Here is a 15,276-nt window from a genome sequence, read left to right on the forward strand (position 1 = left end):
TTATCCCTGCCTCAAACGATCGCGTCGGCCGCGCCGCGCTGTTCTTTTTCCATGTATTCACGCGATTGCATCTCGATGATACGCGAAACGGTGCGGTGAAACTCGTTGGCCAGCATACCGTTCGTGTACAGCTCATCCGGCGGCACTTCGGCCGACATGATCAGCTTGACCTTCTGGTCATAAAACACGTCGATCAACCACGTGAAGCGGCGCGCCTCGGACGACTGCGCCGCCGACATGGCCGGTATGCCGGACAATATCACCGTATGGAAGCGGCTGGCGATTTCCAGGTAATCATTTTGCGAGCGGGGACCGCCGCACAAGGTGGCGAAATCGAACCAGATGATGCCGCCGGCGCGGCGCAGGCAGTGGATTTCGCGGCTCTCGATGCGGATGCGCGCGTCTTCGTCGGCCGTCTCGGCGATGCGCGTGTAGGCGTCGCGCAGGGCCTTGTCGGTCTCCGCGCCCAGCGGCGTATAGTAGCTTTCCACCTGCTCCAGCGCGCGGCCGCGGTAATCGACGCCGGCGTCGACGTTCATCACGTCGAGCTTGTCCTTGAGCAGCGCGATGGTCGGCAGCATGCGGTCGCGGTGCAGGCCGTCCGGATAAAGCAGGTCCGGGTCGTAATTCGACGTCATGATGAAGGACACGCCATTGGCGAACAGGGCCGACAGCAGGTTGTACAGGATCATCGCGTCGGCGATGTCGGAAACGTGGAATTCATCGAAACAGATGAGACGGTATTTCTTGGCGATGCGCTTGGCCACTTCGTCGAGCGGGTCGGCCACGCCTTTCAACTCATCGAGCTGCTGGTGCACGCCGCGCATGAATTCATGGAAGTGCAAACGCGTCTTGCGCACGAGGGGCACGACCGAGTAAAAACTGTCCATCAGGAACGATTTTCCGCGTCCTACTCCGCCCCACATATACACGCCTTTCGGCACGGCAGGACGGTTCAGCAGGCGCTTGAAGGTGCTCGAGCGCTGGCCCTTGTAGGCCACCCACTCGTCATAGCACAGCTGCAGGCGGTCGACCGCGCGCCGCTGGGCGGCATCGGCCTTGAAATCACGCTTCTGCAACGCGTGCTGGTAAAACTCTTCTACGTTCATGGGATTCGCTTTAACGCACAAGGGCGCCGGCGGAAAAAATCCGCGAGCGCCCTTGCAGGACTAACTACAATTAAAAGTTCAACGTACGCTTGTCAACAGCCAATGCCGCTTCCTTGGTCGCTTCCGACAGGGATGGGTGAGCGTGGCAGATGCGCGCGATGTCTTCGGCCGAGGCCTTGAATTCCATCGCCACGACGGCTTCGGAAATCAGTTCGGACGCCATCGGGCCGACGATGTGCACGCCGAGGATTTCATCGGTGGTCGCATCGGCCAGGAATTTCACCATGCCCGAGGTGTCGCCCAGCGCGCGCGCACGGCCGTTGGCCATGAACGGGAAGGTACCGGCCTTGTAGGCGATGCCTTCCGCCTTCAGGGTTTGCTCGGTCTTGCCGACCCACGCGATTTCCGGCGAGGTGTAGATGACCCAAGGAATCGTGTTGAAGTTGGTGTGGCCATGCTGGCCGGCGATACGCTCGGCCACGGCAACGCCTTCTTCTTCCGCCTTGTGCGCCAGCATCGGGCCACGCACGACGTCGCCCACAGCCCAGACGTTCGGCAGGTTGGTCTTGCAGTCGCCGTCGACGGCGATGAAGCCGCGTTCATCCAGCTGCAGGCCGACTTTGTCGGCGCCCAGGCCATTCGTGTTCGGCGTACGGCCGATCGAGATGATCAGCTTGTCGAATACGGCTTTTTGCGCTTCGCCCTTGGCGTCCACGAATTCCACGGTGACGTCTTTCTTGCCTGGCGTGATCGCACCAATCTTGCAACCGAGGTTGATCTTCAAGCCTTGCTTGGTGAACAGCTTCGACGCCTCCTTGGCGATCTGCTCGTCGACGGCGCCCAGGAAGACCGGCAGGCCTTCGAGCACGGTGACGTCGGAACCCAGGCGGCGCCAGACGCTGCCCATTTCCAGGCCGATCACGCCGGCACCGATGACGCCCAGCTTGGCTGGTACGGCGTCGATGGCCAGTGCGCCCGTGTTCGACAGGATCAGTTTCTCGTCGAATGGTGCGCCCGGCAGTTCGCGTGCGTTCGAACCCGTGGCGATAACCACGTGCTTGGCGCTCAGGGTTTCGTTGGCTTCGCCCGTCACGCTGATGTCATACGTGCCAGTGGCGGCAGCGGCGAAAGCGGCGCGGCCGTGGAAGAAGGCGATCTTGTTCTTCTTGAACAGGTACAGGATGCCGTCGTTGTTTTGCTTGACGACGGTGTCTTTGCGCTTGAGCATCTGGCCCAGGTTCAGCTTCAGGCCGGCGACGTCGATGCCGTGCTCGGCGAAGCTGTGGCCCGCGTGTTCGAAGTGCTCGGACGATTGCAGCAGCGCTTTCGACGGAATGCAGCCGACGTTGGTGCAGGTACCGCCAGGAGCGGCGCCGCCCTTGGCGTTCGACCACTCGTCGACGCAAGCGACGGAAAAGCCCAGCTGCGCTGCGCGGATGGCGGCGATGTAGCCGCCAGGGCCCGCACCGATGACAACTACGTCAAATTGTTTAGTACTCATGTTTTGTTATTCCAATCTCTTCGTCTGGTACGAAAATCCACAATAGAAGGTAAATCACCACGCCGAAGCCGAAGGTCAATGTAAACAGGACGAAGACGAGACGCCAGATCCACGCTTCCATGCCGGAAGCGCGACCCAGGCCGCCGCAGACGCCGCCGAGCCAGCGGTCGTTGCGCGAACGGCGCAGGCGGTTGAATTCCTGCACCAGGTCGTTCGCCGGGCCGGCAGCCGCATCGGCGCCGGCGCCGGACGTGCTGCCCGGCTTGTCCAGGTTGATATTGCTCAGGAGCTTGGCTTTCGCTTGCGCGAATTCCGCGTCGCTCAGGGCGCCCGCCAGGTGCAACTCGTGCAGACGCTTGATTTCTTCAGAGATGTTCATAGGAATCCTCTTTCATTGAGATCAGCCAGCTGCGTCTTCTGGCAAGGGGTATCAGCTACATTGCCCCGGCGGCTACGCCGGGGGACTACAGTGCTTACAGGTCCAGCAGCAGGCGTGCAGGATCTTCCAGCGCTTCTTTCATCGCCACCAGGCCCAGGACAGCTTCGCGGCCGTCGATGATGCGGTGGTCGTAGGACATGGCCAGGTAGTTCATCGGACGTACCACGATCTGGCCGTTTTCGACAACAGCGCGGTCCTTGGTCGCATGCACGCCCAGGATGGCCGATTGTGGCGGGTTGATGATCGGGGTCGACAGCATGGAGCCGAAGGTACCGCCGTTCGAGATCGAGAACGTGCCGCCCGTCAGGTCGTCCAGGGTCAGCTTGCCTTCCTTGGCTTTCGCGCCGAATTCACCGATTTTTTTCTCGATGTCGGCGATCGACAGCTGGTCCGCGTTGCGGATGATAGGCACGACCAGGCCGCGTGGCGAACCGACAGCGATACCGATGTCGAAGTAGCCGTGGTAGACGATGTCGTTGCCGTCAACGGAGGCATTGATGATCGGGTACTTTTTCAGGGCGGCGACGGCGGCCTTGACGAAGAAGGACATGAAGCCCAGCTTGACGCCGTGCTCTTTCTCGAACTTGTCCTTGTACTTGTTGCGCAGGTCGATGACCGGCTGCATGTTCACTTCATTGAACGTGGTCAGGATGGCGTTCGTCGATTGCGATTGCAGCAGGCGCTCGGCGATACGTGCGCGCAGGCGGCTCATCGGCACGCGCTCTTCCGGACGGTCACCCAGGTTGGCGGCCGATGGCGTGGCAACTTGTTGCAGCGCTGGCTTGGCAGCGGCTGGCGCCAGCGGCGCGACAGCTGGCTTGGCGGAAGCGGCCAGGGCGTCGCCCTTGGTCACGCGGCCGTCTTTGCCCGAACCGGCGACGTCGCCAGCGGACAGGCCTTTTTCGGACAGGATCTTGGCAGCGGCAGGCATGGCGACATCGCCTTTGGTCGCAGCGGCTGGAGCGGACGCGCTCGAAGCGTCTTGCGCGGCGGCGGCCAGGGCTGGCGCAGGCACGGCCGACACTTCCATCGGGCTGACCTTGGCCGAGCCGTCGGTGTCGATGATGGCGATGACTTCGCCGGCGACGACGGTAGCGCCGTCAGCCTTGATGATTTGAACGATCACGCCAGCGGCTGGCGCCGGCAGTTCCAGCACGACTTTATCGGTTTCGATATCGATCATGTTTTCGTCGCGCGCAACTGCTTCGCCGACTTTCTTGTGCCATGCCAGCAGGGTCGCTTCTGCAACCGATTCCGACAACTGGGGAACTTTGACTTCGATTTGTGCCATGTAAAACTCCGTTTATTTTGTTATTGCGGCGCCGCCCCTGCGTAGCAAGGACGGCGCTCCGTCATGATGTATGCAAGCAGGCGCCATGCAATCGCATGGCGCCCCTTATCCTGCCACTTACTTGGTCAGGATAAAACCCTTCAGCTTCGAGAATGCCGTTTCCAGCAGATCTTTTTGCTGGGCGTAGTGCTTGTCATAGTAACCGACAGCAGGCGACGCCGAAGCAGGACGGCCGGCGTAGGCCAGACGCTGACCCGATTCCAGGCCTTCGAAGATGTTGTGCTGGATCTGGAACCAGGCGCCCTGGTTTTGCGGCTCGTCCTGTGCCCAGACGACTTCGACCAGGTTCGGGAACTTCTTCAGTTCAGCAGCGAACGACTTGTGCGGGAACGGATACAGCTGTTCCAGCCGCACGATGGCCGTGTCGGTCTGGCCGCGGGTCTTGCGTGCGTTGACCAGGTCGTAATAGACCTTACCCGAGCAGGCGACCACGCGCTTGACTTTCTTGGCGTCGATTTTGTCGTCGACTTCGCCGATGACGGTCTGGAAACCGCCCTTGGCCAGGTCGGTCAGCGGCGAACCGGCATCCTTGTTGCGCAACAGCGACTTCGGCGTCAGGATGACCAGCGGCTTGCGGAACTGGCGCACCATCTGGCGGCGCAGCAAATGGAAGATCTGCGAAGCCGTCGTCGGCTGCACCACTTGCATGTTGTTGTCTGCGCACAGCTGCAGGAAACGTTCAGGACGTGCGGACGAGTGCTCAGGACCCTGGCCTTCGTAACCGTGCGGCAGCATCATGACCAGGCCCGAAGCGCGGCCCCACTTCACTTCGCCGGAGCTGATGAATTGGTCGATCACCACTTGCGCGCCGTTGGCGAAGTCGCCGAACTGGGCTTCCCAGATCGTCAGCGTGTTCGGTTCAGCGGTCGAGTAGCCGTATTCGAAGGCCAGTACGGCTTCTTCGGACAGCACCGAGTCGATGACGGTAAACGGCGCCTGGTTGTCCGACACGTTTTGCAGCGGAATGTAGGTACCTGCATCCCAACGCTCGCGGTTCTGGTCATGCAGCACGGCGTGGCGGTGCACGAAGGTGCCGCGGCCGGCATCCTGTCCGGTCAGGCGGATGGCATAGCCGGACGATACCAGCGAAGCGTAGGCCAGGTGTTCGCCCATGCCCCAGTCCAGGTTCATTTCGCCACGGCCCATGGTGCCACGGTCGCCCAGTACTTTTTCAACCAGCGAGTGGACCTTGAAGTCTTCCGGCACGGTGGTGATGCGGGTGGCCAGGCGTTTCAGTTCCGTCATCGGCACGGCGGTGTCAGCCGAATCGGTCCATTTCTTGTTCAGGAACGGCAGCCAGTCGACGGCGTACTTGTTCTTGAAGTTCGAGATGACTGGATCGACGGTATGCTTGCCGGCGTCCATGGCGTCGCGGAATGCGGCCACCATCTTGTCGCCGCCATCGGCAGGGATCACGCCTTGCGCTACCAGCTTGTCCGCGTACAGCTTGCGGGTGCCTGGATGCTGGCCGATCTTCTTGTACATCAGTGGCTGCGTCAGTGCCGGCGTATCTTGCTCGTTGTGGCCAAGCTTGCGGTAGCAGATGATGTCGAGGACGATGTCCTTCTTGAATTCCATGCGGTAGTCGAGCGCGATCTGCGTCGCCAGCACCACGGCTTCCGGATCATCGGCGTTGATGTGCAGGACCGGTGCTTCGATCATCTTGACGACGTCCGAGCAGTACAGGGTCGAGCGGGCATCGCGCGGATCCGAGGTGGTGAAACCGATCTGGTTGTTGATCACGATATGCACCGTGCCGCCGGTATGGTAGCCGCGGGTTTGCGCCAGATTCAGCGTTTCCATGACCACGCCCTGGCCGGCGAAAGCGGCATCGCCGTGCACCAGGATAGGCAGCACTTGCGCGCCCTGCGCGTCGCCGCGGCGATCCATGCGGGCCTTGACGGAACCTTCGACCACAGGGTTGACGATTTCCAGATGCGACGGGTTGAACGCCAGCGACAGGTGGACCGGGCCGCCTGCGGTGGAGATGTCCGACGAGAAGCCTTGATGGTATTTCACGTCGCCGGCAGGCAGGTCGTCGCCATGCTTGCCTTCGAATTCTTCGAACAGTTCCTGCGGCGCTTTGCCCAGGGTGTTGACCAGCACGTTCAGGCGACCCCGGTGGGCCATGCCGATGACGATTTCCTGCACGCCTTTTTCGCCGGCGCGCTGGATGGTTTCATCCATCGAGGCGATGAAGGTTTCGCCGCCTTCCAGGGAGAAGCGCTTCTGGCCCACGTAGCGGGTGTGCAGATAGCGTTCCAGGCCTTCAGCCGCGGTTAGGCGGTCGAGGATGTGGATTTTTTTCTCTGGGGTGAAATTCGGGGTGGAGCGGATCGATTCCAGTTTCTCTTGCAGCCAGCGCTTTTCGGCCGGGTCGGAGATGTACATGAATTCGGCGCCGATCGAACGCGTGTAGGTATCGCGCAGATAGTTGAGCAGATCGCGCAGGGTGGCGGTCTCGGGGCCAAAATAGGTATTGCTGATGTTGAACACGGTGTCCATGTCAGCGTCGGTGAAACCGTAGAAGCTCGGCTCGAGCTCAGGGATCATCGGACGTTCCTGGCGTTGCAGCGGATCCAAGTTCGCCCAGTGCGAACCGAGGTAGCGGTAAGCGGCGATCAGCTGCGTGGCGGCGACGCGCTTGCGGCCCATTTCAGCATCGAAGGAAGCGGTCACTGTGCGGATCGGACCAGCTTTTGCGCGCTCGGCGAACGAGGCGACGACGGAGGCATGCGCCACGTCAGGCTTGTTGGTGCCATCGACGGCAGGCACGTGCTGCATTGCGTCGAAGTAGGAACGCCAGTTATCGGGTACCGAGCCTGGGTTGTTCAAATATGCCTCGTACAGGTCTTCCACGTACGGAGCATTCCCACCGAACAGGTAGGAGTTGGTCGTTAATTGCTGCATATATTGCTCACCTTTCTTCGCGCTTCGCGAGGAATTAGCGGGTTAATCTAACCTTCCGCGACACGGCCTGACCGGTTAGCGGATTGCACATCAAGTTGTGGGGAAGGGCTTTTTTATTGCACCAGCATTCTGCATACCGTCATTTAGAATAGCACGCGGTATTGTAACGCAACAACGGCAAGTTGAATTTTATTTGGCAAGCAAATGTAAGCTGTGTTGTTGATTTTCCCGGGCTTGCAAGCCTGTCACTGTTGTGCTTACAGCACATCGGTGGCCCTGCCGGCATGCCGCTTGCGCCCAACTGGTCTGCCCGGCAACAGCGGCGCCGCGATGGCCGCCAGCCAATCGGGGTCGCAGGCAAACCATTCCACCAGGAAGTCGAGCATGGTGCGCAGCAGCGGCGACATGTGCTGGCGCGAGGTGTAGACGCCATAGATGCCCATGTCCTGCGGCTGGTATGCGGACAGCAGCTCCACCAGTTGCCCGCTGGCGATCAGCGGCGCGGCCGAAAAGCGCGGCTGCATGGCGATGCCCGCCCCCGCCACCGTGGCCACCAGCAACACCAGCGACTCATTCGCCGACAGGCGGCCGCTGACGGGGACAGTGAGCGCTTCCCCGTCGTGCGTAAATTGCCACAGGCTCTTGCCGAAATACGTGTACGTCAGGCAGTTGTGCAGGGCCAGGTCTTGCGCCCGGCGCGGCGTGCCGTGCGCGGCCAGGTACGATGGTGCGGCGCACACCACCGAGGCGCAGCTGGCCAGCTGGCGCGCGATCAGGTTCGGCTCGAGCGCGTTGGTGATACGGATCGCCAGATCGATGCGCTGCTCCACCAGGTTGACGGCGCGGTTCTCCATCTGCAGGTCGACGGCCGCGCGCGGGTAGCGTCGCAGGTAAGCGGTTACTGCGCCAGCGAGCGCAGTCTGCGCCAGCGATTGCGAGCAGGTGATGCGCAGCAAACCGTGCGGCGTGTCGATGCCCTCGGGCGAGGTGACGGCCATGGCGCCGGCCACCTCCAGCATTTGCCGGCAGCGCGCCAGAGTGGCCTCGCCCGCATCCGTCAGACTCAATCGGCGCGTGGTGCGATGCAACAGGCGCGCCCCCGCCCACTCTTCCATCTCGGCCAGGTAGCGCGTCACCATGGCGCGCGACATGTCGAGCGTCTCGCTGGCGGCCACCATACTGCCCCGATCGGCGATGGCGACGAATACTTGTGCGGCGGTGATACGGTCCATGCGGTGATACTCCCTTGATTCATCCGATCCATGCAACTATATATCGCAATCTACCCTATTTGGCGCGCCTGGTCGAAAAGCGGGAGAGCATTCAATACGGAAAGAAGAATATGTTTGCCCACGCCGCCCGCCTCTTCCGCACTTTGGGAGCCGTTCCGATGCGGCGCAGTTAGCGCACACCATCGCCGCCAGCGGCGAGCGGCATTGCACTGAGGCTGGCCCCGCTGCCTTACAGCGCGGCCAGGAAACCTACATACTCTTGCGCACTGCGTGCCAGCCGCCCGGCATAGTCCGGCTCCTTCGGCCCGTCTTCCGCGCCATAGAAGGCAAAGAAGCGGCGGTTGTCGGCGCCGATATACGCCAGGGTGACATCGAACGGCGCCAGCAGCTGCGCCAGGGTGACGTTCCACTTGCCTTCCGGCGTGAAGTCTTCCTGGCGGATGCCTGCCGTCACGGCCAGCGCCACTTTTCTCCCCTTGAAGGCATCGCCGCCCGTGCCGTAGGCCCAGCCATACGCCAGCACCTCGTCGAGCCATTGCTTGAGCAAGGGCGGACAGTTGAACCAGTACACGGGGAACTGCAAGACCACATTGGCGTGCGCTTCCACCAGCGCCTGCTCGCGTGCCACGTCGATGATGCCGTCGGGGTAAGCCTGGTGCACATCGTGGATGGTGTAGCGGTCGGGATACTGCGCCAGCTCCTGCAGCCAGCGCTTGTTGGCGACCGACGTGCCGATGGAGGGATGGAAGACGATAACGAGGGTTTTCAACATGCTGTTTTTCCTGAAATGGGATGGATGCACCGGCCCCGCGTTCACAGAAAAGCAGGCAAGCCGGTACCCTGCCCCGTGGCGCGTGGTTGCGCCCGCAGAGGCAAAAACAGCATAACCATGGCGAGTACTTTATACAAGTACGCACATTTACTACTTATACCATACAAAAAGTAAGCTACTTGATTATAGAATGGCGCTTTGCCATGCGTATCAGGATCAGATTGGCTGGTGCCGCTCGCCCCACTCGCACAAGGTATGCAGCACGGGGATCAGCGAGGCGCCCTTGCTTGAGAGCGAATATTCCACCTTGGGCGGCACTTGTGGATATTCCTTGCGCACGATCAGCGCATCTGCCTCCAGTTCCTTCAGCACGACGCTGAGGGTCTTGAAGGCGATGCCGCCGAGATGGCGCTTGAGTTCGTTATGCCGCAGCACCGTGTTTTCCGCCAGCGCATACAGGATCAGCATCTTGTATTTGCCGCCGATCAGCGACAAGGTATAGCCGAAGGCCGTATCGCCAAGGGCCACGCCGCCGGGGGCGCAGGTTTCTTCATTCATCGCGTTGTGTTTCCTGTTGAACCAGGGCCCGAGCATAACAGTCCGGCATAAAAAAACGGGCCGAAGCCCGTTTTTTTGTTCGCTAGATACCGCTCTGGATTAACGCTTGTCCAGTGGCAGTACTTCGCGCGTGGTCGAACCGACGAACAGCTGGCGCGGACGGCCGATTTTTTGCTCTGGGTCGGCGATCATTTCGTTCCATTGGGCGATCCAGCCGATCGTACGGGCCATGGCGAAGATACCGGTGAACAGCGACACAGGGATGCCCAGCGCCGATTGCACGATGCCCGAGTAGAAGTCGACGTTCGGGTACAGTTTGCGCGACACGAAGTACTCGTCGTTCAGTGCAATCTTTTCCAGTTCCATCGCCAGCTTGAACAGCGGGTCGTCTTGCAGACCCAGTTCCTGCAGCACTTCGTAGCACGTCTCACGCATCAGCTTGGCGCGTGGGTCGAAGTTCTTGTACACGCGGTGGCCAAAGCCCATCAGCTTGACGCCGGAGTTCTTGTCCTTGACTTGCGCGATGAAGGCAGGAATGTTCTCGACGGTGCCGATTTCTTTCAGCATGTTCAGTGCCGCTTCGTTGGCGCCGCCGTGGGCAGGGCCCCACAGGCAGGCGATACCGGCAGCGATACAGGCGAACGGGTTGGCGCCCGACGAACCGGCCAGACGGACGGTCGATGTCGATGCGTTTTGCTCGTGGTCCGCGTGCAGGATCAGGATACGGTCCAGGGCGCGCACCAGCACGTCGTTGACCTTGTACTCTTCGCACGGGTTGGCGAACATCATGTGCATGAAGTTAGCGCTGTACGACAGGTCGTTGCGTGGGTACACGAACGGCTGGCCGACCGAGTACTTGTAGGTCATGGCGACCAGGGTTGGCATCTTGGCGATCAGGCGGATGGCCGACACTTCGCGGTGACGCGGGTCGTTGATGTCCAGCGAGTCATGGTAGAACGATGCCAGCGCGCCGACGGTGCCCACCAGGACCGACATCGGATGCGCGTCGCGGCGGAAGCCACGGAAGAAGAATTGCATCTGTTCGTGCACCATCGTGTGCTTGGTGACGGTGTCGACGAACTTGGCTTTTTGCGCCGCGTTCGGCAGTTCGCCGTTCAGCAGCAGGTAGCACGATTCCATGAAGTCGGCGTTGACGGCCAACTGTTCGATCGGGTAACCACGGTACAGCAGCTCGCCCTTGTCGCCGTCGATGTAGGTGATCGACGAGTTACAGGCGGCCGTCGACATAAAGCCTGGGTCGTAGGTGAACTTGCCGCTACCGGCGTACAGTTTGCGGATGTCGATGACGTCCGGGCCAACCGTGCCTTTGTAGATTGGAAATTCAAGCGATGGGCTGCCATCGGAGAACGACAGGGTAGCTTTTGTGTCAGAGATATTCATGGGCTCTTCCTTCTCGGGAGTGAGTCGAAATTAAAATCAAAAATTCTGGCTGCAATTCGCACCGCAATTCGGCAGTGCTACAGCGCGCCACTCGCACCGTTTGCAATATATCGCCCAGGCGTCTAGGCAATGCGCAGTCGTTGCAGCAGTGCGCGCACATGCGGCAGATCGACTTCGCCTTCCGGCTCTTTACGGGCCAGTACCAGATCCATTAACGCATTGTCCGATAAATCCAGCAAACGCGTCAGCGCGTCAACTTCTTCATCGGTCAATTCGGTTTCATACGCATCGAGAAAACGGGTCAGGATAATATCGTTTTCCAGCAGGCCACGGCGTGAACGCCAGCGCAGGCGGGCGCGGTTGGCCGGGTCGGCCTGATGCGAGGACAAAATTGATTCTGTCATTTGGTTTACCACTTTACGTGTGCCTTGCGGCACGGTGCTGCTTTGCAGGCGCCGCCTGCAGGCAAGAGAGGATACCCTCTTCCCGCAAACGGCGCCCGGCGGATGCGATCAGGGGGATCAGATCGCGCGGCGGACCATCAATTCCTTGATCTTGCCGATCGCCTTGTTCGGGTTCAACCCTTTCGGGCAGACGTCGACGCAGTTCATGATCGAATGGCAGCGGAACAGGCGGTAAGGGTCTTCCAGGTTGTCCAGACGCGCGCCGGTGGCTTCGTCGCGCGAATCGGCGATGAAGCGGTAGGCTTGCAGCAGGCCGGCCGGGCCGACGAATTTGTCCGGATTCCACCAGAACGACGGGCACGACGTGGAGCAGCATGCGCACAGGATGCACTCGTACAGCCCATCGAGTTCTTCGCGCTGTTCCGGCGATTGCAGGCGTTCTTTTTCAGGCGGGATCGAATCGTTGATCAGGAAAGGCTTGATCGAATCGTACTGCTTGAAAAATTGCGTCATGTCGACGATCAGGTCGCGGATGACCGGCAAACCTGGCAACGGACGCAGCACGATAGGCTCCGACAGTTCGTTCAGGTTGGTCGTGCATGCCAGGCCGTTCTTGCCGTTGATGTTCATCGCGTCCGAACCGCACACGCCTTCGCGGCACGAGCGGCGCAGGGCCAGCGAGTCATCGACGTCCGCCTTGATGCGCTGCAGTGCGTCGAGCAGCATCTTGTCGGTGTCTTTCAGTTCGACCGTCAGGTCTTGCATGTACGGCTTGGCATCCTGGTCAGGATCGTAGCGGTAGATTTTGAATTTAAGAGTGCGTGCCATGGTATAGCCTTAGAAAGTACGTGGTTTCGGTTTGAAGGTATCAACCGTCAGCGGCTTGGTCACGACTGGCTTGTATTCCAGTCGGTTGCCTTCCGAATACCACAGAGTGTGCTTCATCCAGTTGTCGTCGTCACGTTGCGGATGGTCGTCCTGGGCGTGGGCGCCGCGCGATTCCTTGCGCGCTGCCGCCGAAACGATGGTCGCTTTCGCCGTTTCGATCAGGTTGTCCAGCTCCAGCGCTTCCACGCGGGCCGTGTTGAAGACCATCGATTTATCCTTGAAGGAGACGTGCTTGCGGCGCTCGTCGAGCTTCATGATTTCTTCGACGCCCTTGTTCAGCATCTCGTCGGTACGGAACACGCCGCAGTATTTCTGCATCGTTGCGCGGATGTCATTCGCCACGCCCTGCACGGTTTCCGAGCCGGTCGAATTTTCCAGGCGCGCCAGGCGGCCCATGGCAAAATCGGCTGCGTCGGCTGGCAAAGGCTTGTTTTCCTTGGCTTTCAGGCCGCTGTTGACGATGTGGTTACCGGCCGCGCGGCCGAAGACCACGAGGTCGAGCAGCGAGTTCGTGCCCAGGCGGTTGGCGCCGTGCACGGACACGCAGGCGCATTCGCCGATCGCGTACAGGCCGTTGACAACCTTGGCCGAATTATCCGGACCGGTCGGGGTGACGACCTGGCCGTGGATGTTCGTCGGAATGCCGCCCATCTGGTAGTGAATCGTCGGCACGACAGGAATCGGTTCCTTGGTGGCGTCAACGTTGGCGAACTTGTGGCCGATTTCCAGGATCGACGGCAGGCGCTTGGCGATGGTGTCGGCGCCGATATGGCGCAAGTCCAGCATCACGTGGTCCTTGTTCGGACCGCAGCCGCGGCCTTCCTTGATTTCCTGGTCCATCGAACGCGAGACGAAGTCGCGCGGCGCCAGATCTTTCAGGGTCGGCGCATAGCGCTCCATGAAGCGTTCGCCTTCGCTATTGATCAGGATGCCGCCTTCGCCGCGCACGCCTTCGGTGATCAATACGCCCGCGCCGGCCACGCCGGTCGGGTGGAACTGCCAGAATTCCATGTCCTGCAGCGGCAGGCCGGCGCGTGCCGCCATGCCCATGCCGTCGCCGGTATTAATGAACGCATTCGTCGACGCGGCGAAGATACGGCCTGCGCCGCCCGTTGCCATGACCGTCGTTTTTGCTTCCAGGATCATGCATTCGCCGGTTTCCATTTCCAGCGCAACAACACCGATCACGTCGCCTTCGGCGTCACGGATCAGGTCGAGTGCCATCCATTCGACGAAGAAGTGCGTACGCGCACGGACGTTGCGCTGGTACAGCGTGTGCAACAGCGCGTGACCGGTACGGTCGGCTGCCGCGCAAGCGCGCTGCACCGGCTTTTCGCCGAAGTGGGCCGTGTGGCCGCCGAATGGACGCTGATAGATGGTGCCGTCAGGGTTGCGGTCGAATGGCATGCCGAAGTGTTCCAGTTCGTACACGACCTTCGGTGCTTCGCGGCACATGAATTCGATGGCATCCTGGTCGCCCAGATAGTCGCCACCCTTGACGGTGTCGAACATGTGCCAGAACCAGTTGTCTTCGGCCATGTTGCCGAGCGACGCGCCGATACCGCCCTGCGCCGCAACGGTGTGCGAGCGGGTCGGGAAAACTTTCGACAGAACAGCGACGTTCAGGCCGGCTTCAGCCAGCTGCAACGACGCGCGCATGCCGGAACCGCCGGCGCCAACGATAACCGCATCAAAGCGGCGGGTAGGGATTGCAGATTTATATGCTGCCACGATTACACACTCCAGAGTATCTGTACCGTCCAGCCGGCACAAGCGATCAACCACAGCATGGTGGCAATTTGCAGGGTCAGACGGAGGCCAGCGCTTTTCACGTAGTCCATCCAGATGTCGCGTACGCCGACCCATGCGTGGTAGAACAGGGCGACGAAGGTCACCAGGCTGAACAATTTAAACCACTGCTGTGCGAACAGACCAGCCCAGCCTTCATAGCTGAAGTTGCTGCCGGTCAGGAAAGAAATAAGCAGGATGGCCACATAGGCCACCATGACGATGGCGGTAACGCGTTGCGCCAGCCAATCGCGCAAGCCGTAATGGGCACCGACGACGAGGCGTTTCGGTCCGATATTATTGTCTGCCATGTTTAAAATACTCCAAACAGTTTCAAAGCGACCAAGGCCGTCAACACCAGGCTCACGACCAGCACGGACGACGCGGTCTTGCGTGCCGAATCTTTTTCGATGGCAACGTGCACGTCCATGAACAGGTGACGGATACCGGCGCAGAAGTGGTGCAGGAAGGCCCAGACGAGGCCCAGGGTGATCAGCTTGACGAACCAGTGCGAGGCGATGCCCTGGAAGTAGGCGTAGGACATTTCGGAACGCAGGCTCAGTTCCAGCATGCACAGGATACATGGCAGCAAGGCGAAAATGATGAAACCGCTGATGCGATGCAGGATCGAGACGATGGCGCCGACAGCCATGCGGTAGTTCGACAATTCGGTAACATGAATGTTACGGAATTGCGGCCGTTCTTTTTTTGGTACTTCTCTTACGGCTTCAGACATAACAAAAACCTCCCCTTTGAATTTCAACTAAATATTGAAGCCGCGATTTTCGCCGATTTTCGCAACCCATACCAATATCTATTGTTACATATAACCAAAATGGTTTTTTACTACAAAATACCGCGCTACTTTCCGTAGTTCACGTAATTTAATTACAGAATCGCCGGCAAAACACGGCCCGCCGGGG

At 60.2% G+C, this 15,276-nt stretch carries 14 protein-coding genes; all 14 read right to left on the bottom strand.

The features are described from left to right. Window positions 1–11: 11 nt before the first annotated feature. Window positions 12–1,109, bottom strand: coding sequence for a cell division protein ZapE (zapE, locus tag JAB6_RS04385; protein ID WP_034752052.1), 1,098 nt, complete (start codon window positions 1,107–1,109; stop codon window positions 12–14). 70 nt (window positions 1,110–1,179) lie between these two features. Next, window positions 1,180–2,610 (bottom strand): dihydrolipoyl dehydrogenase, encoded by a 1,431-nt coding sequence (gene lpdA / locus JAB6_RS04390; protein WP_070301536.1) that lies wholly within the window; start codon window positions 2,608–2,610, stop codon window positions 1,180–1,182. Next, window positions 2,600–2,989 (bottom strand): PspC domain-containing protein, encoded by a 390-nt coding sequence (locus JAB6_RS04395; protein ID WP_034752060.1) that lies wholly within the window; start codon window positions 2,987–2,989, stop codon window positions 2,600–2,602. Before JAB6_RS04395 ends, lpdA begins: the two co-directional genes overlap by 11 nt. A gap of 94 nt (window positions 2,990–3,083) precedes the next feature. After that, window positions 3,084–4,340 carry a 2-oxoglutarate dehydrogenase complex dihydrolipoyllysine-residue succinyltransferase gene (odhB, locus tag JAB6_RS04400; RefSeq protein WP_070301537.1) on the bottom strand — a complete coding sequence of 419 codons (1,257 nt, stop codon included), beginning with the start codon at window positions 4,338–4,340 and terminating at the stop codon, window positions 3,084–3,086. Between the two features lie 117 nt (window positions 4,341–4,457). Further along, window positions 4,458–7,310 (bottom strand): 2-oxoglutarate dehydrogenase E1 component, encoded by a 2,853-nt coding sequence (locus tag JAB6_RS04405; protein WP_034752063.1) that lies wholly within the window; start codon window positions 7,308–7,310, stop codon window positions 4,458–4,460. A 257-nt stretch (window positions 7,311–7,567) separates the two neighbouring features. After that, on the bottom strand, window positions 7,568–8,542 hold the full coding sequence (locus JAB6_RS04410; protein WP_070301538.1) for a LysR family transcriptional regulator: 975 nt from the start codon (window positions 8,540–8,542) through the stop codon (window positions 7,568–7,570). 229 nt (window positions 8,543–8,771) lie between these two features. Beyond that, on the bottom strand, window positions 8,772–9,314 hold the full coding sequence (locus JAB6_RS04415; RefSeq protein WP_034752067.1) for an NAD(P)H-dependent oxidoreductase: 543 nt from the start codon (window positions 9,312–9,314) through the stop codon (window positions 8,772–8,774). 216 nt (window positions 9,315–9,530) lie between these two features. Next, the gene (locus JAB6_RS04420) at window positions 9,531–9,872 is read right to left on the bottom strand and encodes a helix-turn-helix domain-containing protein (protein WP_070301539.1); all 342 of its coding nucleotides are present in this window, start codon (window positions 9,870–9,872) and stop codon (window positions 9,531–9,533) included. Window positions 9,873–9,971: 99 nt separating this feature from the next. Next, on the bottom strand, window positions 9,972–11,273 hold the full coding sequence (gene gltA, locus JAB6_RS04425; RefSeq protein ID WP_034752071.1) for a citrate synthase: 1,302 nt from the start codon (window positions 11,271–11,273) through the stop codon (window positions 9,972–9,974). 122 nt (window positions 11,274–11,395) lie between these two features. Further along, complete coding sequence (locus JAB6_RS04430) at window positions 11,396–11,677, bottom strand: succinate dehydrogenase assembly factor 2 (protein ID WP_034752073.1); 282 nt, start codon at window positions 11,675–11,677, stop codon at window positions 11,396–11,398. A gap of 117 nt (window positions 11,678–11,794) precedes the next feature. Continuing rightward, the gene (locus JAB6_RS04435; protein ID WP_034752075.1) at window positions 11,795–12,505 is read right to left on the bottom strand and encodes a succinate dehydrogenase iron-sulfur subunit; all 711 of its coding nucleotides are present in this window, start codon (window positions 12,503–12,505) and stop codon (window positions 11,795–11,797) included. Between the two features lie 9 nt (window positions 12,506–12,514). Then, on the bottom strand, window positions 12,515–14,296 hold the full coding sequence (gene sdhA / locus JAB6_RS04440) for a succinate dehydrogenase flavoprotein subunit (RefSeq protein ID WP_034752077.1): 1,782 nt from the start codon (window positions 14,294–14,296) through the stop codon (window positions 12,515–12,517). A 2-nt stretch (window positions 14,297–14,298) separates the two neighbouring features. After that, the gene (gene sdhD / locus JAB6_RS04445; protein WP_034752078.1) at window positions 14,299–14,664 is read right to left on the bottom strand and encodes a succinate dehydrogenase, hydrophobic membrane anchor protein; all 366 of its coding nucleotides are present in this window, start codon (window positions 14,662–14,664) and stop codon (window positions 14,299–14,301) included. A gap of 2 nt (window positions 14,665–14,666) precedes the next feature. Continuing rightward, the gene (gene sdhC / locus JAB6_RS04450; RefSeq protein WP_070301540.1) at window positions 14,667–15,089 is read right to left on the bottom strand and encodes a succinate dehydrogenase, cytochrome b556 subunit; all 423 of its coding nucleotides are present in this window, start codon (window positions 15,087–15,089) and stop codon (window positions 14,667–14,669) included. Window positions 15,090–15,276 lie beyond the last annotated feature (187 nt).

It is taken from the genome of Janthinobacterium sp. HH104, from assembly GCF_001758715.1.
Classification (GTDB): Bacteria; Pseudomonadota; Gammaproteobacteria; order Burkholderiales; family Burkholderiaceae_D; genus Janthinobacterium; species Janthinobacterium aestuarii.

Excerpts from the sequence above, each read along its gene's own strand:
- JAB6_RS04395 (WP_034752060.1), bottom strand. The coding sequence starts at position 2,989 with ATGAACATCTCTGAAGAAATCAAGCGTCTGCACGAGTTGCACCTGGCG.
- lpdA (WP_070301536.1), bottom strand. The coding sequence starts at position 2,610 with ATGAGTACTAAACAATTTGACGTAGTTGTCATCGGTGCGGGCCCTGGC.
- JAB6_RS04410 (WP_070301538.1), bottom strand. The coding sequence starts at position 8,542 with ATGGACCGTATCACCGCCGCACAAGTATTCGTCGCCATCGCCGATCGG.
- sdhD (WP_034752078.1), bottom strand. The coding sequence starts at position 14,664 with ATGGCAGACAATAATATCGGACCGAAACGCCTCGTCGTCGGTGCCCAT.
- JAB6_RS04435 (WP_034752075.1), bottom strand. The coding sequence starts at position 12,505 with ATGGCACGCACTCTTAAATTCAAAATCTACCGCTACGATCCTGACCAG.
- sdhC (WP_070301540.1), bottom strand. The coding sequence starts at position 15,089 with ATGTCTGAAGCCGTAAGAGAAGTACCAAAAAAAGAACGGCCGCAATTC.
- JAB6_RS04430 (WP_034752073.1), bottom strand. The coding sequence starts at position 11,677 with ATGACAGAATCAATTTTGTCCTCGCATCAGGCCGACCCGGCCAACCGC.
- JAB6_RS04405 (WP_034752063.1), bottom strand. The coding sequence starts at position 7,310 with ATGCAGCAATTAACGACCAACTCCTACCTGTTCGGTGGGAATGCTCCG.
- odhB (WP_070301537.1), bottom strand. The coding sequence starts at position 4,340 with ATGGCACAAATCGAAGTCAAAGTTCCCCAGTTGTCGGAATCGGTTGCA.
- JAB6_RS04415 (WP_034752067.1), bottom strand. The coding sequence starts at position 9,314 with ATGTTGAAAACCCTCGTTATCGTCTTCCATCCCTCCATCGGCACGTCG.
- gltA (WP_034752071.1), bottom strand. The coding sequence starts at position 11,273 with ATGAATATCTCTGACACAAAAGCTACCCTGTCGTTCTCCGATGGCAGC.
- zapE (WP_034752052.1), bottom strand. The coding sequence starts at position 1,109 with ATGAACGTAGAAGAGTTTTACCAGCACGCGTTGCAGAAGCGTGATTTC.
- JAB6_RS04420 (WP_070301539.1), bottom strand. The coding sequence starts at position 9,872 with ATGAATGAAGAAACCTGCGCCCCCGGCGGCGTGGCCCTTGGCGATACG.